General features: G+C 70.2%; 24 protein-coding genes. 15 read left to right on the top strand and 9 right to left on the bottom strand.

All coding sequences use genetic code 11. The features are described 5' to 3' along the window. Positions 1 to 86 precede the first annotated feature (86 nt). Positions 87 to 911: a response regulator transcription factor gene (locus OG730_RS10810; protein ID WP_327304052.1), complete on the top strand. Its 825-nt coding sequence runs from the start codon at positions 87 to 89 to the stop codon at positions 909 to 911. Further along, positions 904 to 2,013 (top strand): sensor histidine kinase, encoded by a 1,110-nt coding sequence (locus OG730_RS10805; protein WP_327304051.1) that lies wholly within the window; start codon positions 904 to 906, stop codon positions 2,011 to 2,013. The genes OG730_RS10810 and OG730_RS10805 overlap by 8 nt, the downstream gene beginning before the upstream one ends. 19 nt (positions 2,014 to 2,032) lie before the next feature. Here OG730_RS10805 and OG730_RS10800 read toward each other — a convergent pair whose 3' ends face one another. After that, the gene (locus tag OG730_RS10800; RefSeq protein WP_327304050.1) at positions 2,033 to 3,097 is read right to left on the bottom strand and encodes an NAD-dependent epimerase/dehydratase family protein; all 1,065 of its coding nucleotides are present in this window, start codon (positions 3,095 to 3,097) and stop codon (positions 2,033 to 2,035) included. Positions 3,098 to 3,430: 333 nt separating this feature from the next. On the opposite strand from OG730_RS10800, the gene OG730_RS10790 reads away from it, so the two are divergent. Next, complete coding sequence (locus tag OG730_RS10790) at positions 3,431 to 4,009, top strand: fasciclin domain-containing protein (protein ID WP_327304049.1); 579 nt, start codon at positions 3,431 to 3,433, stop codon at positions 4,007 to 4,009. A gap of 86 nt (positions 4,010 to 4,095) precedes the next feature. Here the strand turns inward: OG730_RS10790 and OG730_RS10785 are convergent, their stop codons facing one another. After that, the gene (locus tag OG730_RS10785; protein WP_327304048.1) at positions 4,096 to 4,965 is read right to left on the bottom strand and encodes a DUF4394 domain-containing protein; all 870 of its coding nucleotides are present in this window, start codon (positions 4,963 to 4,965) and stop codon (positions 4,096 to 4,098) included. 344 nt (positions 4,966 to 5,309) lie between these two features. Here OG730_RS10785 and OG730_RS10780 point away from each other — a divergent pair, with 344 nt between their 5' ends. The 4 genes from OG730_RS10780 to OG730_RS10765 all read left to right on the top strand — a co-directional run bounded on the left by OG730_RS10780 (position 5,310) and on the right by OG730_RS10765 (position 7,770). Then, positions 5,310 to 5,537, top strand: coding sequence for a phosphatase PAP2 family protein (locus tag OG730_RS10780; protein WP_327304047.1), 228 nt, complete (start codon positions 5,310 to 5,312; stop codon positions 5,535 to 5,537). 89 nt (positions 5,538 to 5,626) lie between these two features. Beyond that, entirely contained in the window at positions 5,627 to 5,803 is a 177-nt protein-coding gene (locus OG730_RS10775; protein WP_185558273.1) for a hypothetical protein, read from the top strand. Between the two features lie 155 nt (positions 5,804 to 5,958). Continuing rightward, positions 5,959 to 6,486, top strand: a complete 528-nt coding sequence (locus OG730_RS10770; RefSeq protein ID WP_327309213.1) for a DM13 domain-containing protein — start codon at positions 5,959 to 5,961, stop codon at positions 6,484 to 6,486. A gap of 231 nt (positions 6,487 to 6,717) precedes the next feature. After that, positions 6,718 to 7,770, top strand: a complete 1,053-nt coding sequence (locus tag OG730_RS10765; RefSeq protein WP_442814873.1) for a PucR family transcriptional regulator — start codon at positions 6,718 to 6,720, stop codon at positions 7,768 to 7,770. Between the two features lies 1 nt (position 7,771). Here the strand turns inward: OG730_RS10765 and OG730_RS10760 are convergent, their stop codons facing one another. The 3 genes from OG730_RS10760 to OG730_RS10750 are packed head-to-tail and all read right to left on the bottom strand — an operon-like array spanning position 7,772 to position 10,792. Next, positions 7,772 to 9,070: an ArsB/NhaD family transporter gene (locus OG730_RS10760; RefSeq protein WP_327304045.1), complete on the bottom strand. Its 1,299-nt coding sequence runs from the start codon at positions 9,068 to 9,070 to the stop codon at positions 7,772 to 7,774. Continuing rightward, positions 9,067 to 9,534 carry a CBS domain-containing protein gene (locus OG730_RS10755; protein WP_327304044.1) on the bottom strand — a complete coding sequence of 156 codons (468 nt, stop codon included), beginning with the start codon at positions 9,532 to 9,534 and terminating at the stop codon, positions 9,067 to 9,069. The genes OG730_RS10760 and OG730_RS10755 overlap by 4 nt, the downstream gene beginning before the upstream one ends. Further along, positions 9,521 to 10,792, bottom strand: a complete 1,272-nt coding sequence (locus tag OG730_RS10750; protein WP_327304043.1) for a cation:proton antiporter — start codon at positions 10,790 to 10,792, stop codon at positions 9,521 to 9,523. The genes OG730_RS10755 and OG730_RS10750 overlap by 14 nt, the downstream gene beginning before the upstream one ends. A 204-nt stretch (positions 10,793 to 10,996) precedes the next feature. Between OG730_RS10750 and OG730_RS10745 the strand changes: the two genes are divergently transcribed. The 4 genes from OG730_RS10745 (at position 10,997) to OG730_RS10730 (ending at position 13,757) form a co-directional block, all read left to right on the top strand. Next, a complete protein-coding gene (locus OG730_RS10745) occupies positions 10,997 to 11,314 on the top strand; it encodes a hypothetical protein (RefSeq protein ID WP_327304042.1) in 318 nt (105 codons plus the stop codon). A 16-nt stretch (positions 11,315 to 11,330) separates the two neighbouring features. Continuing rightward, entirely contained in the window at positions 11,331 to 11,513 is a 183-nt protein-coding gene (locus OG730_RS10740; protein ID WP_327304041.1) for a hypothetical protein, read from the top strand. 136 nt (positions 11,514 to 11,649) lie between these two features. Beyond that, positions 11,650 to 12,159 (top strand): NfeD C-terminal domain-containing protein, encoded by a 510-nt coding sequence (locus OG730_RS10735; protein WP_327304040.1) that lies wholly within the window; start codon positions 11,650 to 11,652, stop codon positions 12,157 to 12,159. Between the two features lie 74 nt (positions 12,160 to 12,233). Beyond that, complete coding sequence (locus OG730_RS10730; RefSeq protein ID WP_327304039.1) at positions 12,234 to 13,757, top strand: flotillin family protein; 1,524 nt, start codon at positions 12,234 to 12,236, stop codon at positions 13,755 to 13,757. A 183-nt stretch (positions 13,758 to 13,940) separates the two neighbouring features. Here OG730_RS10730 and OG730_RS10725 read toward each other — a convergent pair whose 3' ends face one another. The 3 genes from OG730_RS10725 to OG730_RS10715 form a co-directional block, all read right to left on the bottom strand. After that, positions 13,941 to 14,237, bottom strand: a complete 297-nt coding sequence (locus OG730_RS10725) for a YciI family protein (RefSeq protein WP_327304038.1) — start codon at positions 14,235 to 14,237, stop codon at positions 13,941 to 13,943. Continuing rightward, on the bottom strand, positions 14,234 to 14,800 hold the full coding sequence (locus OG730_RS10720; RefSeq protein ID WP_327304037.1) for a TetR/AcrR family transcriptional regulator: 567 nt from the start codon (positions 14,798 to 14,800) through the stop codon (positions 14,234 to 14,236). Before OG730_RS10720 ends, OG730_RS10725 begins: the two co-directional genes overlap by 4 nt. 96 nt (positions 14,801 to 14,896) lie before the next feature. Beyond that, on the bottom strand, positions 14,897 to 15,835 hold the full coding sequence (locus tag OG730_RS10715; protein WP_327304036.1) for an AraC family transcriptional regulator: 939 nt from the start codon (positions 15,833 to 15,835) through the stop codon (positions 14,897 to 14,899). A gap of 167 nt (positions 15,836 to 16,002) precedes the next feature. Between OG730_RS10715 and OG730_RS10710 the strand changes: the two genes are divergently transcribed. Continuing rightward, positions 16,003 to 16,653, top strand: a complete 651-nt coding sequence (locus tag OG730_RS10710; RefSeq protein WP_327304035.1) for a peroxiredoxin-like family protein — start codon at positions 16,003 to 16,005, stop codon at positions 16,651 to 16,653. Between the two features lie 36 nt (positions 16,654 to 16,689). Beyond that, positions 16,690 to 16,923, top strand: coding sequence for a TfoX/Sxy family protein (locus OG730_RS10705; protein ID WP_327309212.1), 234 nt, complete (start codon positions 16,690 to 16,692; stop codon positions 16,921 to 16,923). A gap of 9 nt (positions 16,924 to 16,932) precedes the next feature. On the opposite strand, the gene OG730_RS10700 is transcribed toward OG730_RS10705, so the two are convergent. Beyond that, positions 16,933 to 17,379 carry an SRPBCC family protein gene (locus tag OG730_RS10700; RefSeq protein WP_327304034.1) on the bottom strand — a complete coding sequence of 149 codons (447 nt, stop codon included), beginning with the start codon at positions 17,377 to 17,379 and terminating at the stop codon, positions 16,933 to 16,935. A gap of 98 nt (positions 17,380 to 17,477) precedes the next feature. Between OG730_RS10700 and OG730_RS10695 the strand changes: the two genes are divergently transcribed. Together OG730_RS10695 and OG730_RS10690 are read left to right on the top strand one after the other, a co-directional pair. Then, positions 17,478 to 18,337, top strand: a protein-coding gene (locus tag OG730_RS10695; RefSeq protein ID WP_327304033.1) for an IS5 family transposase whose coding sequence is annotated in 2 segments (ribosomal slippage) — positions 17,478 to 17,829 and positions 17,829 to 18,337 — 861 coding nt in all. Because the reading frame shifts where the segments join, the coding sequence is not laid out codon by codon here. A 68-nt stretch (positions 18,338 to 18,405) separates the two neighbouring features. After that, complete coding sequence (locus OG730_RS10690) at positions 18,406 to 19,011, top strand: SMI1/KNR4 family protein (RefSeq protein ID WP_327304032.1); 606 nt, start codon at positions 18,406 to 18,408, stop codon at positions 19,009 to 19,011. Positions 19,012 to 19,024 lie beyond the last annotated feature (13 nt).

The following is a 19,024-nucleotide window of genomic DNA, read 5'->3' as shown; positions in this document are numbered from 1 at the left end:
CCGCAAGACCTTACGAAACGCGGACACCGTGACCGATGTGAGCGGACAGAGGCCCGCCGGCCGCGTTTTCGGTCCACCCTGGAAACATGGCACCGATCAACGAGCGGAACGCCCACGGGGGCACGGCCACCGACGCCCCGAGCTCTCCCGGGGAGGTCACGGGCCGGGTCCTCGTCGTGGATGACGACCCGACCGTCTCGGAGGTCGTGGCCGGCTACCTGGAGCGGGCCGGATTCACCGTGCAGCGCGCCGCCGACGGCCCGGCCGCCCTGGAGGCCGCCGCGCGGCACCGGCCCGATCTGGTCGTCCTGGACCTGATGCTGCCCGGGATGGACGGCTTGGAGGTCTGCCGGCGACTGCGGGCCCACCAGAACGGGACGCCTCCCGTCGCGGTGGTGATGCTCACCGCGCGCGGCGACGAGGAGGAACGGATCCTGGGCCTGGAAGTCGGCGCGGACGACTACGTGACGAAACCCTTCAGCCCGCGCGAACTGGTCCTGCGCGTACGGTCCGTCCTGCGCCGGGCCCGCTCCGCCGCGCCGCCCGAGGAACCCCTGCTGACGCTGGGCGGCCTGACCGTCGATCCGGTGGCCCGCCGGGCCGCCAAGGACGGAGACGAACTCGCGCTCACGCTGCGCGAGTTCGACCTCCTTGTCTACTTCCTGCGCCACCGCGGCCAGGTCTGCGACCGGGAACGGCTGATGCGCGAGGTCTGGGGATGGGACTTCGGGGACCTGTCCACGGTCACCGTCCACGTGCGCAGGCTCCGCAGCAAGATCGAGACGGATCCGGCCGATCCGCGGTTGATCCGGACGGTGTGGGGCGCCGGCTACCGTTTCGAGGACGATGCGGGCCCGCCCCGCCGGGCGGAAGCAGGGGCAGCGGCCCGGGCGGAGGACGGTCATGCGTGATCTGCTGCTCATCGCCCTCTACGCTCTCCTCGGAGCGGGCGCCGCAGGCCTGCTCGGCGCCGTCGCGCTGCGGATACTGCGCCGGCGGAGCGTGGCTGTGGCCCTCGCGGTCGTGGCGGGCGTCGCCGTTTCCGCGATGCTGGCGGGGACGCTGACCGTGGCCTGGGCGATGTTCCTGTCCTCCCACGACCTCGCCGTGGTGACCACGGTCGTCGCGATGGCCGCCGCCGTGTCGCTCGCCACCGCACTGATCCTGGGCCGGCAGGTCGTGTCCCGGTGCCGCGAACTGGCGGATGCGGCCCGGACCTTCGGAGAGGACGGCGTCTTCACACCCCCGGCCGTTCCCGCGCCCGCCGAACTCAGGGCGCTGAGCCGCGAGCTGGCCCTCACCAGCGAACGCCTCGCCGCCTCGCGCGAACGCGAGCGCGCCCTGGAGACCTCGCGGCGCGAACTGGTGGCCTGGATCTCGCACGACCTGCGGACCCCCCTGGCCGGGCTGCGCGCGATGTCGGAGGCGCTGGAGGACGGCATGGTCGCGGACCCGGCCCGCTACCACCACCAGATGCGCGCCGAGGTGGAGCGCCTCAACTCGATGGTCACCGACCTCTTCGAGCTGTCCCGCATCCATGCCGGCGCCCTCTCCCTCTCGCCCACCCGCGTGTCCCTCTACGACCTGGTCGGCGACGCGCTCGCCGGCGCGGACGCCCTTGCCCGCGAACGCGGCGTACGCCTCGCCGGTAGTGGCGTGGCCCCACTGCCGGTGGAGGTCGACGGCAAGGAGATGACCCGGGTGCTGTCCAACCTGCTGGTCAACGCCATCCGCCACACCCCGGCCGACGGCACCGTCGCCATCGCCGCCGAACGCCGCGCGGACACGGTCGTGGTGTCCGTCACCGACGCCTGCGGCGGCATCCCCGAGGAGGACCTGGCCCGGGTCTTCGACACCGGCTGGCGCGGCAGCCAGGCCCGCACGCCCCCCTCGGGCGCGGGGCTGGGCCTGGCGATCGTCCGGGGCATCGTCGAAGCCCACGCCGGGCACGCCGACGTCCACAACGTCCCCGGCGGCTGCCGCTTCGAACTCACCCTCCCGGCCCCCGCTTAGGTGGCGCCGGAGCGTCGGCTCAACTGACGGAACCTGCCGAGGCACGCTGGCCGGCCCGCGCGAACTCGGCCATCCCCTCGGAGAAGCCCACCCGCGGACTCCACCCCAGCTCGCGGCGCAGCCGCGCGGAGTCCGCGGTGATGTGCCGAACGTCCCCGAGCCTGAACTCGCCCGTGACCACCGGGGCCGGTCCGCCGTACGCTGCCGCCAGCGCGATCGCCATCTCGCCGACGGTGTGGGGGTCGCCGCTGCCCGTGTTGAAGGCGGTCAGTGCTCCGGGGGACAGGCCCCCGACGGCCTCCAGGGCCACGGCGTTGGCCTCCGCGACGTCCGTCACGTGGATGAAGTCCCGCCGCTGGCCGCCGTCCTCGTACACCTGCGGTGCCTCGCCCCGCGCCAGCGAGGAGCGGAAGAAGGAGGCCACGCCCGCGTACGGGGTGTCGCGCGGCATCCCCGGGCCGTAGACGTTGTGGTAGCGCAGCGACACCGCACGGCCTTCCACGCACCGTGCCCACGAGACGGCCAGGTGCTCCTGGGTCAGCTTCGTGGTCGCGTACACGTTCCGGGGGTCCGTCGGCGCGCCCTCGCCGACCAGACCCGGAGCGAGCTCGGCCCCGCAGTCGGGGCAGCGTGGCTCGAACCGGCCGGCCATCAGGTCCTCGGTCCGGCGCGGCCCGGGGCGCACCGTGCCGTGCGCTGAGCAGCTGTACCGGCCCTCCCCGTAGACCACCATCGATCCGGCCAGGACGAGGTCCCGGACCCGGGCGGCCGCCATCTCCGCCAGCAGCACGGCCGTTCCGAGGTCGTTGCAGCCGACGTAGTCGGGGGCGTCCGCGAAGTCCTTGCCCAGCCCGACCATGGCCGCCTGATGACACACGGCGTCCACCCCGCGCAACGCCGATCGGACCGCGTCGGCGTCCCGTACGTCGGCCCGGAGGAACTCCGCGTCGGGCAGGGCCGGCGCGTGCGGATGGGCGGCGGGCAGCAGGGCGTCGAGGACGACGGGCTCGTGCCCGCGGGCCGAAAGGGCGTTGACGATGTGGGAGCCGATGAACCCGGCTCCTCCGGTAACGAGTACGCGCATACGGTCGACGTTACGCAGCACAGGGACTTCGTCGGGGCTCCCACACGCGCACGTAAGACTTCCGTCATGCCCGCAGCGGGCCTGTCGCATCCGCCCGTTGCCGGTCGACGAGTAAAGCTGCGGGGGCCGGCCGACATCCCCGATGACGGCCGGCCCCCGCAGCAGCATGTGGTGCCCTGAGCCGTCCACTTGGGCATCAGGACGGTGTCGACGCGATGGACACGGTGGCGTTGGAGGTCCTGACGTTGCCGCAGACCACGTTCGAGGGGTCGTTGACGATGTAGGCCCCGTGACGGGACTGACCTTGGGGCCCGCCTCCACGAGGAGGAGCACATGACCACTCACCACGTCCGCCGTTCCGCCGTACTCGCGGCAGCAGCGTTCGCACTCCCCATCGCCCTGGGCGTGGCGGCCCCGGCGTCCGCCGACTCGCAGCAGGCCGATCCCTTCGGGCCGGCTTGTGCGTCGGTCCCCAAGGAAGGTTCCGGCAGTCTCGCGGGCATGGCCAAGCACCCCGTGGCCACTGCCGCGTCCAACAACCCCGCACTGTCGACGCTGGTCACCGCGGTCAAGAAGGCGGGCCTGGTCGACACCCTGAACAACGCCAAGGGCATCACGGTGTTCGCGCCGACCAATGACGCCTTCGCCAAGATCCCGAAGGCCGACCTGGACAGGATCCTGGCCGACAAGGCCGAACTGACCAAGATCCTCACGTACCACGTGGTGGGCGAGAAGATCGCTCCGAAGCGGCTCGCCGCGGGCACGTTCAAGACGCTCGAAGGCGGCTCGCTGAGCACGGCCGGATCCGGCGAGAGCTTCACCGTTAACGGCAAGGCGAAGATTGTCTGCGGTGACGTCCAGACCGCCAACGCCACCGTCAACATCATCGACACCGTCCTCACCCCGAGGTGACCGTTACCGATCCGGTCCCCTTCCGCGAGGTCGCTCACCTTGGCCGTGCGGCCTCGCGGAAGGGGGCCACGTGTTTCCCGGCGCCGTCAGTTCTGGTTGAGCGGCAGGGCGATGTCGGTGACCTGGCGGTCCTTGGGGAAGGCGCCCATGTCGTGGGCGGCGCCGGTGAGGAGGTTGATTCCGTAGAGGCGGAAGGTGTTGCCGGTGTTGAGGGTGGCGAAGCCCTGGTTGGTGCCTTGCTTGGGGGCGAAGTAGATGTCGAAGCCTGCGTCGGGGCCGGCGTTGACCCCGAAGGTGCCGGTCGGGGCGAGCGTGCCGGCGTTGGCGGGGGACTGGAGGGAGACGCGGTCGGCCGTGGTGTCGATGTCGAACAGCGAGGTGGCGGTGGCCGCGTTGAGGTCGTTGTTCGTGTACGCGGCTCCGGTGACGCCCATGGCGGTCGAGGGAGGCGTCGTCGGGTTGGTGAGGGGGCCGTCGACGGTGGTGGTCAGCGGGGCGGCGTTGTCGTCGATGTTGTGGCGCAGGTTCTGCCCGGTGTCGCTGATCACGCGCAGCCGGTTGGCGGCGGGGTTGAAGTCCACGCCGAACCGGGCCCCGGCGAGGGCGACGGTGAGCTGGGAGACCTTCATGGCCTTGGCGTTGCCGGTGCTGAGCGTGTAGACGCCGCCCTTGTCACCGACGCCGTAGAGCTTCTCGTTCTGCACGCGGAAGTCGATGCCGACGATCTTGGTGTCGCCCTTGAGGCCGGACACCTTGCCGATCGACATGGTCTTCGCGGGCCGGTCGACCATGAACTCCACCAGTCGCTGGTCGGAGGTCAGCCCGATCGCGGTGAGCGACTTGTGGTCCATCCGGTCCATGCCGTGCATGTCGCCGTCGGCCGAGGCCAGGACGGGTGTGGACAGGGCCGCGGCCACGGCGACCGAGAGGGCGATGGTGCTCTTGCGCGTACGCATGATGCTCCCCGACTGAGATTCGTCCCGTCCGGGATGGGCACGGGATCCGGACGGGGTTCGCGGCGGGCGGTCTCATGGACGGGGCGAGCCGGCGAAGACCACCCCGACGGCGCCATAGTCCGCTTGTCGGGCTACACGCAGGCAGGGCCCGGGGACGGGCGCCCTTGTCTCCAGGGCGGCGTTCAGACGGCGCTTGGCTCCCGGAGGGAGAGCGCGGGGGCGCGAGAACGGCGAGGGCGAGGCCGCCGGCGCGACCGCCCCGACCTCCGCCACCCGCGAGGTCTCCAAGGCCCGCGGCCTGGGCACGTACGCCAACGCCCGGCTCTTCGCTCTCGTCGGGAGTGATGAAGCGCTACTCCGGCAGCGACAGCATCGCCTTCGACCTCACCACCGACGAACCGCAGGCCCCGGTCAAGAGCCGCCACTTCACCAGCTTCAGCGCCGCCGCCAAGGAGGACGCAGACAGCCGCGTCTGGCTCGGCGTCCACTACCCGTGGGACGCCACCGACGGCCTGACCCTCGGCGACAACGTCGCCGGCCAGGTCTTCAGTAACAAGCTCCGCACCCTGTGACCTGAATGGCGGGCGGGGGTTCTGTACCCCCGCCCCGCCGCATGGGAGGCTGGGGCCACCACCTCTCCCTCCCCGCCAGGAGACTCCCCATGACCCGCCGTTCCCGGACCGGGCCGGTCTCGCCGCTCTTCGCCTTCGGCGCGGTGCTCACCGCCGCTGGCGCGGTGCTGTACCTGCACCCGGGACCCGGCCCGGCGGTCCTGGCCCTCGGGGCACTCGCCCTGGCGGTCGCGGCAGCGGTGTGGGTCTCCTCCAGGAAGCAGTGACCGCAAGGTCCGCGGGGCAGCCGTAAGCCTTTCGTCACCGGGCCGGACCTGGTGAGGCTGCGATCCGGTCGCGTTGAATACGGGCGACGGACCAACGACGAGAGGCATTACCGGTGACGGAAACGAAGCGACGCGGCCGACTGTGGGCCGGAGTGATGGTCGCGGCGACGCTGATGCTGGGCGTAGGCCTGTACTGGTTCCAGCCGTGGAAGCTGTGGCAGGACGCGACCGTCCACGAGGCCCTCCCGGCGGCAGCTCCCTCCGCCCCCGCACCCGGGACAACGCCCTCACCCACGACCCCATCGGCGGCCCCGAGCGCTCCGGCCGGCCCGCAGACCTTGGCCCAGGGCGCGCTGATCAGCCACGAGCACACCACCACGGGCACGGCGAAGCTGATCCGGCTCCCCGACGGCTCCCGCACCCTCCGGCTGGAGAACCTCGACACCAGCAACGGCCCGGACCTCCGCGTCTGGCTCACCGACGCCCCGGTGAAGGAGGGCGAGGCGGGCTGGTCCGTCTTCGACGACGGCAAGCACGTGAGTCTGGGCAAGCTCAAGGGCAACAAGGGCGACCAGAACTACGAGATCCCCGCCGACGTGAACCTGGCCGACTACAGCAGCGTCACCATCTGGTGCGACCGCTTCGACGTCTCCTTCGGCGCGGCGGCCCTCGCGACCGTGTAAACCCAGCGCCGCCCGGATACCGCCCCCCCCGCTTCCGCGGTTCGGCATCCGGGCCGCGCTGGCCATCCCCCGTGCCCTGATTCTCTCCGAGTGGTGCGTCGATGCGCATTGCCGGTCACCGGCAATCTTTACGCCGTCCTGATGCCGGTCGTGAAGAGCCCGCCGGGTACGTGTCACCCTTGTCCCCGCATCAAGAACGCGTCACGGGCGCGTCAGGATCGGGGGAAGACCGTGGTGGAGTCACAGACGCCGGAGAACCATCTCGCGGGGTATGCCGAGACGCTCTTGCACGCCTGCGCCACGGGCCGCCGGTTGACCCGCGACGAGCTGGAATCACGCCGTGCGGAAGGGGAGCGGGCGGCGGAAGCCGGACTCCCGCTCCGTGCCCTGATACGCGATCACCTTGCCGCAGCCCAGGCCGTACGGCCCCTTCCCGAGCCGGGCCCGCTCCTGGCGGCCGTCGAGCAGGCGGTGGACGCCTTCGTCGAGGGGTACGAACGGGCCCAGCAGCAGGCCGTGCGCCAGGAGGAGGCGGCGCGCCGTGAGTTCATCGACGACCTCCTCTACGGGGGCAGCGACCTGGGTCGGCTGGCGGAGCGTGCCGAACGCTTCGGGCTGCGCCTCTCGCAGTCCCACGGCGTCGCGGTGGCCACCGGCCCCGAGCCCTACGGCGACGGCTACCCGGTGGCTCGCGGCATCGAGTCCGCGGTCCTGGCCCGATTCCCGGGCCGGCAGATCCTGCTGACCACGAAGGACGGTCGGCTGATCTGCGTGGCCCCCGGCGACCAGCCCGACGTACTGGCCTACTTCGCCAAGCGGGCGTACGCGGCCACGGACGGGGGCCGCGTCGCGATCGGCCGGCCACACCCGGGAGCGGGCGGGGTCGTCCACTCCTACGAGGAGGCCCTGAACGCGCTCGACCTCGCCCGGCGGATGGGCCTGGAAGGGCCGGTGCTCCATGCCGCCGACCTGCTCGTCTTCCCGGTGCTGACGCGTGACCGGCAGGCCATGGCCGACTTGGTCGAGAGCACCCTCGGCCCCCTCCGCGAGGCCCGGGGCGGCGCTCGGCCGCTGCTCGACACCCTCAACGCGTACTTCGACAGCGGCTGTGTGTCGACAGAGGCGGCCCGACGCCTCTCCCTCAGCGTGCGGGCGCTCACGTACCGGCTGGACCGCATCCACACCCGGACCGGCGCCGATCCGGCCGACCCGCTGAACCGCTACACGCTCCAGACCGCGGTGATCGGGGCCCGCCTGCTGGGCTGGCCGGACGGCGAGGCCTGATCTACGCGAGGGCGAAGTAGCGCAGCCACAGGTAGAGGGCCGAGACGGCGATCGTGACGGCGGTGACGATCAGGCCGTACTTGGTGAACTGCCAGAAGCTGATGGGGTGGCGGTTGCGTTCGGCGATGCCGAGGACGACGACGTTGGCGGAGGCGCCGATGGCGGTGGCGTTGCCGCCGAGGTCGGCGCCCAGCGCGAGGGCCCACCACATGACGTGGTCGGGGTTGCCGCCCATGTTGGTGACGAGTTCGCTGGTGATGGGTGCCATGGTGGCGACGTAGGGGATGTTGTCCACGATCCCGGACAGGATGGCGGAGCCGCCCAGCAGCAGCATGGAGCCGCCGAGTTCGTTCCCGCCGATGGCGTCCGCGAGGGAGCCGGCCAGGTCGCCGATGACGCCGGTCTCGATGAGGGCGCCGACCATGACGAACAGGCCCGCGAAGAAGGCGAGGGTGGGCCACTCGACCTCGCCCAGCACCTCACCGGTCTCCACCTTGGAGATCGCGACGAGCAGGCCGGCGCCGAGGAGGGCGACGACGCTGGGCTCGTAGTGCAGCACGGGGTGGAGGACGAATCCGGCGACGACCAGGGCGAGGACACCCAAGCCCTGGACGAGCAGTCGTGGTTCGGTGATCGCCTCGCGCTCGCGCAGTTCCATCAGCTCGGCGGCGCGCTTCTCGTCGTAGACGAAGTACTCGGCGAACATCACCCGGCACAGCAGCACCAGGACCACGGTCAGGACCGCGGCCAGCGGGGCGAGGTGGATCAGGAAGTCGTTGAAGGTGAGCCCGGCCCGGCTGGCGATGATGATGTTGGGCGGATCTCCGACCAGGGTGGCGGTGCCGCCGATGTTGGAGGCGAACACCTCGGCGAGCAGGAACGGGACGGGGGACAGCTTCAGCCGGTCGCAGACCAGGAGTGTCACGGGGGCGACGAGCAGCACGGTGGTGACGTTGTCCAGCAGCGCCGAGGCGACCGCGGTGATGACCACGAGCATGGCCATCACCCGGAAGGGCCGTGCCCTCGCCTTCTTCACGGACCAGATCGCCAGGTACTCGAAGAGCCCGGTCCGCTTCAGGACGCCGACGATCATCATCATGCCGAGCAGCAGGAAGATGACGTTCCAGTCGATGCCGGTCTTGTCGGAGTGGAAGGCCGCGTTGTCGTCGGTCGCCCCGATGGCGAGCATCAGCCCCGCGCCGCCGAGTGCCGCGGCGACGCGGTGGACCCATTCGCTGATGATGAGGATGTAGGCGCCGGCGAAGACGGCGACCGCGGCCCAGCTGTGCCAGTCGCTCACGCCTGCCCGCCCGACGCGAGCAGGTGCCGCATCAGCGCGGCGGCGGTGACCACCCCGAGGAGCCGGCTCTCCTTGCCGTCCCGCTCGAGGACCGCCACGAGCGGGACATGGGAACGGGCCATGACGGCCGCGATCTGCAGGGCCCCCGCGTCCGGTCCGACGTAGGGCGGCTTGAACGTACGGCGGGGCAGCCACTCGGCGACCGTCTTGCCCGCGAGGTCGTCGGCGAGGGCTTCGGCGTGCCGGTCGTCGATGACGGCTGCCAGCAGCGGGTCCTCCATCACGTACTCGGGTACCAACTGCCGTACGAGCTGGGAGCCGGGGACCACGGCGTACGGGGCGCCGTCCGTGTCGAGGACCAGGAGCGCGGGCAGGTTCTGCTCGGCCAGCAGCCGGACCGCGTCGACGGCCGTGTCGTCGATGGTCACGTGCGGGTAGGGCTCGGCGAGTTCACGGGCTGGCATGGTGCTTCTCCTGGTCGGGTGCACTGCTCGGGGCGGGAACGGAGGGAACGGAGGGCTGCGGAGCGTCTAGGCCGGTGGGGATGCCCGCGAGGTCGTCCACGTGGAACAGGCGGGCGATCGGTACGTCGGTGCTGCTGTGGGCGATGATCGAGAAGGCGATGCAGACGGCGATCAATGTGTACGCCTCCTCGCCTCGTGGGATGCCGGCCTGGAGCACCAGCAATCCGTACACGACGGACGCGAAGCCCTTCGGCCCGAACCAGGCCGCGACCAGCTTCTCCCGCCGCTCGATCCGCGCCCCCAGCAGCGACACCAGGAACGAAGCGGGCCGGATCAGCACGATCGCCAGCACCACCGCCACGTACCCGCCCCCCGAAAGGTCGCCGAACAACGCGGGGGTCAGCAGCGCGCCGAAGACGAGCAGCGCGGCGAACTTCGCGAGCTCCGAGAGCGCCTCGCCGAGCGGCTCGAAGACCGTCTTCGCCGCGGGTGACACCGAGGCCAGCACGGCGCCCGCGGAGAAGGCGGCCAGGTACGGGTTGGCGTCGGTCAGGTGGCACAGCCCGTAGAGGATGATCCCGGTCGCCAGCGGCAGCAGCGGCTGGAGCTTGGGCTCCGCCCCCAGCAGCCGCAGCCGAACCAGTCCCGCGATCGCGAGCGGCAGCACGATGCCGAAGACGAGCCCCAGCCCGAGCTCCAGGCCGATCGTGCCCACAGAGACCTGCGCCTGTCCGGACGTGGGGCCGGCGGCGGCGATCAGGATCAGCACCACGGGCAGCGCGAGCCCGTCGTTGATGCCGCTCTCGACGTTCAGCAACTGCCGCAGCTTCGCCGGGACCTCCTTACGGCCCACGATCGCGGAGGCGAACACCGGATCGGTGGGCGCGAGCACGGCACCGACCAGGAACGAGGTCGTCCAGTCCAGGCCCACCAGGTAGTGGGTGATCAGGGCCATGCCGGCCATGGCGAGGGGCATCCCCAGCCCCAGTGCGCGCGCCGGGTTCTTCCAGTTCCGGCGCAGCTTGGGCAGCGAGACGTGCATTCCGTCGGTGAACAGCACGGCGAACAAGGCCAGATCGGCGGTGACGGCGACGATCTCGCTGTCGGCGGTGATGTGGACGAGCCCGAGGAATCCGTCACTGACCAGAGCCCCGCCCAGCAGGAAGAGGAGGGAGGTCGAAAGGACGGTACGGGCCGCGAGCCCGGACAGCAGGACGGCGATCAGCAAAGAAGCACCGAAGACGGCGACGAGCACCATGGCGTCAAGCCCCGATCGACGAAGAGAGTTTTCCCCTGTTCGCCGACCAGGCTTCCCGGCACACCACCGGCTACTTTATACATTCCTTACGTATCTTTAACGGGTTTCCCGCAGCAATCCCGCAGGCCGGACACTGCCGGGCCCCGGCATGAACGCAACACGCGAACCGTCCCTATGGTGGGTGTTCGCAGCAGAGAGGCACCAATGGACGGAAACCCGGCGTACCACGCCCTCGCGCTCGCGGCCGCGACGCTGCTCATGCTTCCGCCCGCTGTCGCGATGTTGGCCGGCTGGACCCCGCCGAAGCTGGCTTCACGGGCCGCGGTGGTCCCGTACGCCGGGGCTCTGGTGTGCCTCTATGCCAATGCGCCCCTCAATGCTGTTCCGCGGATGCTCGGTGCGGCTCCGGGCGTGGTGACTGTTTGCATGGCTGCTGGTCTCGCATTCAGTGCGGCGGCGGTCGCGCTCCTCGTCCGGGCCGCACGGGCTGCACAACGGGGGCTGACCACCAATGCCCGGTAATGGATTCTTCTCCTGGGTGCGCCGCAACGTCACGGAGTTCCGTATTGCCCTTGCCCTGGTGGTCGCCGGCAGCCTCACCGCATCAGCGGGCGGCGTGCTGTATTCCGTGCATGAGCGCGGATTCCCTGCGCTGGCCAGCGGCCTCGCCTTGCTCACCACCGGCCTCGTGATGCTGGGCTCGGGCGTCAGGCGCCGCTGACGGAGCCGGTCCGGCGCGCAGGCGATGTACGTTAAAGAGGCGTAAAGATTGCCGACGACCGGCAATATGTGGAGTGCCCCTCCGGTGACATGATGCCGGTGTCCGGCGGAAATGCCACTCGGGCGGGGAGGCGCTCATGGGTTTGTTTCTCGGTCTCGGCATTGCGGGGATTGTGCTGCTGGCCCTGTCCCTGGTCCTCGACGGCGTGCTGGAAGGTCTCTTCGACGGCGCGCTCGACGGACTGTTCGACGGCTGGCTGTCCCTCCCCGTGCTCGCGGGCTTCACATCGATGCTCGGCTTCACAGGGGCGATCGTGCTCGGGTCCACTGACCTGGGGCCGGTCCCGGCGACCGCCGCGGGCACGCTCGCCGGCGCCGGAGCGGGCTGGGCGACGTACCGCCTGAGCTGCGCCCTGATGCGCGATCGCAGCGGGGCCGCCCCGCACCACGACGCCCTCATCGGCTCGACCGGGACCGTGGTCACCGCGATCCCGGAGTCCGGCTACGGCGAGGTCCTGCTCCGGCTGGCCGGGCAGCCCGTGAAGTTCTCCGCGACCGCCGAGGGCCCGCTGGCCCGTGGCGCGGAGGTGTGGGTGACGGCGGCCCCGTCGTCCACCTCCGTCAGCGTCCACCCCGTCGAGCGCTGAAGCACCCCACCCGCCCCGTTCACAGTTCATCCATCACCGATCTGCCCCCACGAGGGAGGCAGGGGGGATCCACCATGAGTCCAGTCGTCATCTCGGTCGTGGGAGTCGTCGTACTCCTCGTCCTGCTCGCCCTGGTCGTCGTCACGCGCTACAAGGTCGCGGGGCCCAGCGAGGCGTTCATCATCACCGGCCGGCGCGGCAAGAAGTCCACCGACCCCGAGACCGGCCGGACGTCGACCGACAACACGGGCCAGAAGGTCGTGGTCGGCGGCGGGGTCTTCGTCGTCCCCTTCGTCCAGCAGCGCTACACCCTCGACCTCTCCAGCCGCCACATCCCCATCGCCGTCCGCGGCGCGGTCACGCTGCGCGGCATCAAGGCCAACCTCGAAGGCGTCGCCATCGTCAAGGTCGGCGGCAACGAGGACGCCATCCGGGCCGCCGCCCAGCGCTTCCTCCAGCAGCAGGACGGCATCGTCGGCTTCACCCAGGAGGTGCTCTCCGGCGCCCTGCGCGCCATCGTGGGCCGCATGTCGGTGGAGGACATCATCCGGGACCGCGCCGCCTTCGCAGGGCAGGTCGCCGAGGAGGCGGAGGCCAGCCTGTCCGGGCAGGGCCTGGTCCTGGACGCCTTCCAGATCCAGGACATCACCACCGAGGGCTCCTACCTCGAAGACCTCGGCCGTCCCGAGGCCGCCCGCGCCAAGCAGGAAGCCGACATCGCCGAGGCCAACTCCCGCCGGGCCGCCGAGCAGGCCCGCCTGAAGGCGGAGGAGGAGATCGCGGTCGCCGAGCGCACCCTCTACCTGCGCCAAGCGGAGATCAAGGCCGAGACCGACGCGGCCGCGGCCCAGGCCAACGCCGCCGGTCCCCTGGCCGACGCCGACCGGCAGCAGCAGATCCTGGCCGAGCAGGAGAAGGTCGCCGAGCGCCAGGCCGCCCTGACCGACCGCCAGCTCGACACGCAGGTCCGCAAGCCCGCCGACGCCCGCCGCTACCAGGCGGAACAGGAAGCCGAAGCGCTCCGGGTCGCCCGCGTCAAGCAGGCCGAGGCCGAGCGTCTCGCGGCCATCGCCGCCGCCCAGGGTGAAGCCGAACGAGCCCGCCTGACTGGTGAGGGTGAGAAGCAGCGCCGCTCCGCCCTGGCCGAGGCCGAGGCCATCGAAGGTGCCAAGCGCGGCGAGGCCGAACGCGCCCGCCGCGCCGCGATCGCGGAGGCCGTGCGCCTGGAGGGCGACGCGGAGGCCGCGGCCATCCTGGCCAGGGGATCGGCCGAGGCCGAGGCCATGCGGAAGAAGGCGGAGGCCTTCGAGACGTACGGCGACGCGGCGATGATCCAGATGATGGTCGAGGCGCTCCCGCAGGTCGTGGCCAAGGCCGCCGAACCGCTCTCCGCCATCGACAAGATGACCGTCATCTCCACCGACGGCGCGAGCAGGCTCTCCCGCACGGTCACCGACAACGTCGCCCAGGGCATGGAGCTCCTGAGCTCCACCACCGGCGTCGACCTGGCCCAGCTCCTGAAGGGCCTCACCGCCCCGAAGGCCTCCGCCGTACCGGAGTCCCCCGCACCCAACGGGAAGATCGAGATCGCCGGCTGAGGCGACGGAGCCACCGTCGAGAGGCCCGCTACGGGGGAGTGGGCCTGGGCATCGCGGGGATGCCCAGGCGCCGGTCGTCAGCGGTGGGGAAGCCTCACTCGGTGTCGTGGTGAGCGAGGAATTCGGGGGCGGCCGTGCTCCAGGCGCAGCGCGGTGCGCAGTCGGGGCCGAAGAGCGGTGTCGTCACAGCAGGAAGCTCAGGCGCTCGTCCGCCATGCCCGGTGCGATCTCGATGATCTCTGCCGTGACGACGTCCTGTGCGACGAACGGGTCCTCGTCGACGCGCTTGCTCAGCTCCTCGGGCGAGGTGTTGTGGGCGAGGACCGCGCCGCCGAGGCCGGGCTGGATGCCGCCGACCAGGAGGAAGACCCCGTCCTCCAGTCCGCGCTGGATCCACTCCTGGTGGCCGGCCATGTGCTGGCCGGCGGCGGCCTTGTTGTCGGAGAACCGAAGCAGGACCACGAACATGTGATCTCTCATTTCTCGTAGGTATGCAGCCAGTCGCGCATCCGGTCGACTTCGCGTTGGATGAATGCCTCGTCGTGGAATGCGTTGGCCATGACGGCGACGCCCTGGCTGAAGGCGAGCACGTGCATCGCCAGCTCGTCGGCCTGCTCGGCCGGGCCGAGCAGCGCGAACTGCTCGCGGAGCCAGGTGCGGAACAGGGTGAACAGCCGACCGGCCTGGCCGAGCATGGCGTGTTCCAGCTTGGCCAGCTCCGTGGTCAAGGTGCCCACGGGGCAGCCGTAGTCCAGGATGTCGGCGCGGTTGGTCAGCACGATCTCGACGTATCGCATGATGCGGCCGGCCGGGGTGGGCGCTTCTGCCTCCCACTGATCCAGCATCCGCCGGGTGTCGGCGAGGCGGGCGTCGATCACCGCGTCCAGGATCGCGTCCTTGGACTTGAAGTGGTAGTAGAAGTTGCCCCGCGACAGGCCGACGGCTCCGGCGATGTCCGCGAACGAGGTGTGCTCGTAGCCGTGGTGGTAGAACAGCCGGTCGGCCGCTGCCACGATCTGTTCGCGGGTCGCCACAGCAGCCATGGTGGTCTCTTTCCGATCTCGTAAGCCGCAACGTAGGTCAGCCGTCCTAGGTCGTCAAGCCGTTGACACCGCCGGGGCCCAGCGACCTCGTGGCGGTTACGGCTGCGGCAGCCCTGCACGATGTGCGGAGCGGTAGCGGCCGGGGGACTCGCCGCGGGCCCGGGTGAAGGCTCGGGAGAACGCGAACTCGCTGGTGTAGCCGATACTTCCGGCGATGGCGCTCAGCGGCTCACGGCCTTCGCGCAGGCTCCGGGCGGCCAGTTCCATCCGCCAGCGGGTGAGGTAGGACTGGGGTGGTTCGCCGACCAGTGCGGTGAACCGCCGGATCAGGGTGGCGCGGGAGACGCCGCCGCGCCGGGCGAGCTCCTCGATGGTCCAGGAGTGGGCCGGCTGCTCATGCATGAGAGTGATCGTCGCGGCCACCTCGGGATCGCGCAGGCCGCGCAGCCAGGAGGCCCCCGCGTCGTCGTGGGAGGTGAGCCACTGCCGGACGATGTGCACCAGCAGCACATCGACCAGCCGATCGATGAGGGTCTGGGACCCGGGGCCGCGTTCGAGGAGCTCCGAGGCCAGCATGCGCAGGCAGTCGGCCAGGTCCCGGCGCCCCGGCGACTGGTCGGCTGGCAGGTGGACAACGGGCGGGAGCAGGGACAGCAGCGGGTGGCTGGCCTGACTGCTGTAGCGGTATCCACCGCAGATGACCTTGGCGGCGGGCCCCGGCCCCGGGATGACCACCTCGGGGGACGACCCGTCGGGCTGGGCACGGAGGACATCCTCCAGCGAGGTCAGCGGCCCAGTGGGCTCGCTGGAGAGCGCGTGGCCGCCACCCGAGGCCATCAAAGTGATGTCCCCGGCGACGAGTTGTACGGGTTCCATGCCGGGCAGGCGCAGCCAGCAAGCGCCTTGGATGACCGCGTGGAACGCGGCCACCGGGACGTCGGACATCTCGACGCCCCAGGGTGCCGACGCGCTGAGCCGGGCAGTCGCGGTGCCGCCGGTCTTCGTGACGGCCAGTACATCCGTGAGTACGTCCATGGCGACAGGCTAGCCGACCAGCCGGCGCAAGCCTTGAGCCGATCGGATATGTATGAGAGTTAGATAGGCATGGATCGGCCCATCTGCGGCCCGTAACTTCAGATGTGGCCATACAGCCGCCGCACGGTCGTGCGGAACTGTGCAAGACCCACCTCTGGAGAGAAACCATGGCGGAAAGCTACGCCGCGCAGGTACCCGGGCTGCTGGAACACCTGAAGACCCTGGTTCCCGCCGAGCTGTTGGACCTGTTCGGAGGGGAGGCGGAAGCCCTCGGCCTGGTGGACTTCGCCGCCCGGGCCGTCAAGACCGGCGATACGGCGCCAGCCTTCACGCTCCCGGACCAGACCGGCCGAAAGGTCTCCCTGGAGGAGTCGTTGACCCAGGGGCCGGTCGTGCTCGCCTTCTACCGGGGCGAGTGGTGCCCGTACTGCAATCTGCAGCTGCGTAGCTACCAGCAGTCGCTCGACGAATTCCGCTCGCTCGGCGCACAGTTGATCGCCATATCGCCCCAGACACCCGATCACTCCTTGTCGACGGCCGAGAAGAACGAGCTCGAATTCTCCGTCCTGTCCGACGAAGGCAACGCGACCGCCCGCGCCTTCGGGCTCCTGTTCGAAGTCGACGAGGCCATGCGCGAGACCTATCTCCAGGTCGGCAGCGATCCGCTCGCGTACAACGGCGGCGACAGCCGCAGCTGGGAGCTGCCCGCCCCGGCCACCTATGTCATCAACCCCGACGGCAAGATCGTATTCGCTCAGGTCCACGGCGACTACCGACGTCGTACCGAGCCCGCCGAGATCATCCAGGCACTCCGGTAGCCCGGAAGGAACGGCCACCGGTCGCACTGGCCGGTCCTGCTGCACGGCAACATGACCGTGGGCGTGGTCGGCGACGAGGTCATCGCGCGGGTGGGTCCGGACCGGAGCGAGCAGGCCCTCGCCCGCCCGGAGGCCCGGCCCATGGACTTCACCGGCCGTCCGATGCGCGGCTGGGTGACCGTGAGCGGCACCGCCCTGGCGGAGGACTCCGTCCTGGAGCACTGGGTCACGACGGCACTGGCCTTCGCCGGCACCCTCTCGCCGAAGTGAGGGCCGTACTCACCGCTCCAGCAGGGCCTTGAGCGCCGCCAGGTCCTTGTTCTGCGCCCGGCGCATGGCCGCGGCCATCAGTCCGGCTCCGAGGGAGACGAATCCACTGGGCTCGCCCCGGTTGCGGAGTGTCATGCGGGTGTGGTCCGAGGCCTGCCCGTACGGCTCCCAGGTGTAGGTGGTCTCCATCGGGAAGAGGTCCTCCTTCGTCCGCATCACCATGCGCCGGCCGGGCTCGTACACGGTGATCTCGTACGTGTAGGCCAGCCGTCTTCCGAGGAAGCGGGCGACGAACGCGACGCGGGAGCCGACGGTCACAGGCGGCGGGGTCCGCCAGTCGGCGGAGCTGATGTTGGCGTACCACTCCGGCGCGTGCGCGGGGTCGGCGGCGTAGGGGGCGACCCGGTCGCAGGGGGCGGCGATCACGGCCTCCTTCAGCACGTCGACCCTTATCAAGGCTCCTGGCGGAAGTGATCAAATAGTGTCTTCACTCTGGCACCGGCGCCTGCGCGCCTAGGGCGTGTCTCTTTGCTGGGCTGGTCAGTTGATCGGATGTGTCTGTTCGGTTAGTGATTACTGATGCGATGTGGGTCCGGCTAGAGCCGCTGATGCCTGCCGATCCGGTCCGCGGACGGCGATGGGCCGATCACCGCCGCACCCTGGAGGCCATTGCGTGGAAGTACCGCACCTGCTCGCCGTGGCGCGACCTGCCGGACGAGCTCGGCTCGTTCCAGACCGCTCACAAGCGACTGACCAGGTGGGCCCTCGACGGCACCTGGGAACGAATCTTCGGCGCAGTTCTGGCAGCGGCCGACGATAGTGACGACATCGGCTGGACCGTGTCGGTGGACTCCACCGTCTGCCGGGCCCATCAACATGCCGCTGGAGCGAGGAAAAGGGGGCTTCGCACCAGGCGGAACCAGCCGATCACGGGCTCGGACGCTCCCGCGGTGGCCTGAGTACAAAGGTTCATCTCGCCAGCGACAGCCATGCACGGCCCCTGGCCTTCCACGTCACCGCGGGCCAGGCCGGCGATGCACCGGCCTTCGAAGCCGTGATGGCCAGCATCCGCGTTCCGCGGAGCGGACGCGGGAGACCACGAACTCGCCCAGAGGTCGTTCTGGCGGATCGCGCGTACTCCTCCCGCGCAATCCGGAGACAGCTGCGCCGACGCGGGATCCGTGCCGTCATCCCGCAGCCGTCCGACCAGGTCGATCATCGTCTGCGGCGAGGCAGCGCAGGCGGTCGCCCGCCGGCGTTCGACACCCAGGAGTACAAGCAGCGCAACGCAGTCGAACGATGCATCAACCGGCGCAAGCAATGGCGTGGCCTGGCGCTGCGGACGGACAAACTCGCCATCGCCTACCAGGCCGCACTCCACCTCGCAGCCATCCTCATGTGGACAAGACGTTAGCGACTGCCGACCGAACTTGCCGATGCTGGCCAGATATCGTGCACCAGTACGAGTAGCCGGGAGGACAGGTGACCAGTCGAACCGACATAGAGGCACTGCAGCGGATCCTGCACCACGAATGGGGTGCGGACGAGCAGGTGGACTGGACGGTAGTTGAAGCCCACCTAAGCACGCCTCTCCCTGCCGACTATCGCAGCTTCATGGCTGTCTACGGCGGCGGCTGCATCGATGACTTGATTGTTCTCCCGCCTCTGCCGACCGGGAACGGCTGGCAGGCATCGATCACCGGTCACACAGCCGGCTTCCGCGACCTGTGGACCGCGGATGGCGGAGTACCCGAGGTTGACCTGGGTGCTGACCGAGTTCTGCCCTGGGGCAGCGGCTGCAACGCGAACGAGCTTGGCTGGCTGATGACCGGACCGAACCCCGACCAATGGCCTGTGGTCGTCTGGCGAAGGCACGGCAACCCCCACTGGGCCCTGTTCGACTGCGGTATGGCCGAGTTCCTACGGCGCCTCATGACTGCCGAATTCGACGCGTGCCCCCTGAGTGACCTCTCCCTGTGGGGACGAGTGGGCACCTTCGTCCATCACGATGAGCAGGAACGACGCTTCCACGCGGGCCTGGACCCGATGACTGGCGAACCAGACCCTTACGCGGGCATGTTCGACTGACAGGCAGTCAGCA

The sequence above is a fragment of the Streptomyces sp. NBC_01298 genome, from assembly GCF_035978755.1.
Taxonomy (GTDB): Bacteria; Actinomycetota; Actinomycetes; order Streptomycetales; family Streptomycetaceae; genus Streptomyces.
The sequence above is the reverse complement of the archived record's forward strand: the minus strand, read 5'-3'. Positions and strand labels throughout refer to the sequence as shown.

Bases quoted from the DNA above. Each gene is read 5' to 3' on its own strand.
- OG730_RS10810 (WP_327304052.1), top strand. From the start codon at position 87: ATGGCACCGATCAACGAGCGGAACGCCCACGGGGGCACGGCCACCGAC.
- OG730_RS10805 (WP_327304051.1), top strand. From the start codon at position 904: ATGCGTGATCTGCTGCTCATCGCCCTCTACGCTCTCCTCGGAGCGGGC.
- OG730_RS10800 (WP_327304050.1), bottom strand. From the start codon at position 3,097: ATGCGCGTACTCGTTACCGGAGGAGCCGGGTTCATCGGCTCCCACATC.
- OG730_RS10790 (WP_327304049.1), top strand. From the start codon at position 3,431: ATGACCACTCACCACGTCCGCCGTTCCGCCGTACTCGCGGCAGCAGCG.
- OG730_RS10785 (WP_327304048.1), bottom strand. From the start codon at position 4,965: ATGCGTACGCGCAAGAGCACCATCGCCCTCTCGGTCGCCGTGGCCGCG.
- OG730_RS10780 (WP_327304047.1), top strand. From the start codon at position 5,310: ATGAAGCGCTACTCCGGCAGCGACAGCATCGCCTTCGACCTCACCACC.
- OG730_RS10775 (WP_185558273.1), top strand. From the start codon at position 5,627: ATGACCCGCCGTTCCCGGACCGGGCCGGTCTCGCCGCTCTTCGCCTTC.
- OG730_RS10770 (WP_327309213.1), top strand. From the start codon at position 5,959: ATGGTCGCGGCGACGCTGATGCTGGGCGTAGGCCTGTACTGGTTCCAG.
- OG730_RS10755 (WP_327304044.1), bottom strand. From the start codon at position 9,534: ATGCCAGCCCGTGAACTCGCCGAGCCCTACCCGCACGTGACCATCGAC.
- OG730_RS10750 (WP_327304043.1), bottom strand. From the start codon at position 10,792: ATGGTGCTCGTCGCCGTCTTCGGTGCTTCTTTGCTGATCGCCGTCCTG.
- OG730_RS10745 (WP_327304042.1), top strand. From the start codon at position 10,997: ATGGACGGAAACCCGGCGTACCACGCCCTCGCGCTCGCGGCCGCGACG.
- OG730_RS10735 (WP_327304040.1), top strand. From the start codon at position 11,650: ATGGGTTTGTTTCTCGGTCTCGGCATTGCGGGGATTGTGCTGCTGGCC.
- OG730_RS10730 (WP_327304039.1), top strand. From the start codon at position 12,234: ATGAGTCCAGTCGTCATCTCGGTCGTGGGAGTCGTCGTACTCCTCGTC.
- OG730_RS10725 (WP_327304038.1), bottom strand. From the start codon at position 14,237: ATGAGAGATCACATGTTCGTGGTCCTGCTTCGGTTCTCCGACAACAAG.
- OG730_RS10720 (WP_327304037.1), bottom strand. From the start codon at position 14,800: ATGGCTGCTGTGGCGACCCGCGAACAGATCGTGGCAGCGGCCGACCGG.
- OG730_RS10715 (WP_327304036.1), bottom strand. From the start codon at position 15,835: ATGGACGTACTCACGGATGTACTGGCCGTCACGAAGACCGGCGGCACC.
- OG730_RS10710 (WP_327304035.1), top strand. From the start codon at position 16,003: ATGGCGGAAAGCTACGCCGCGCAGGTACCCGGGCTGCTGGAACACCTG.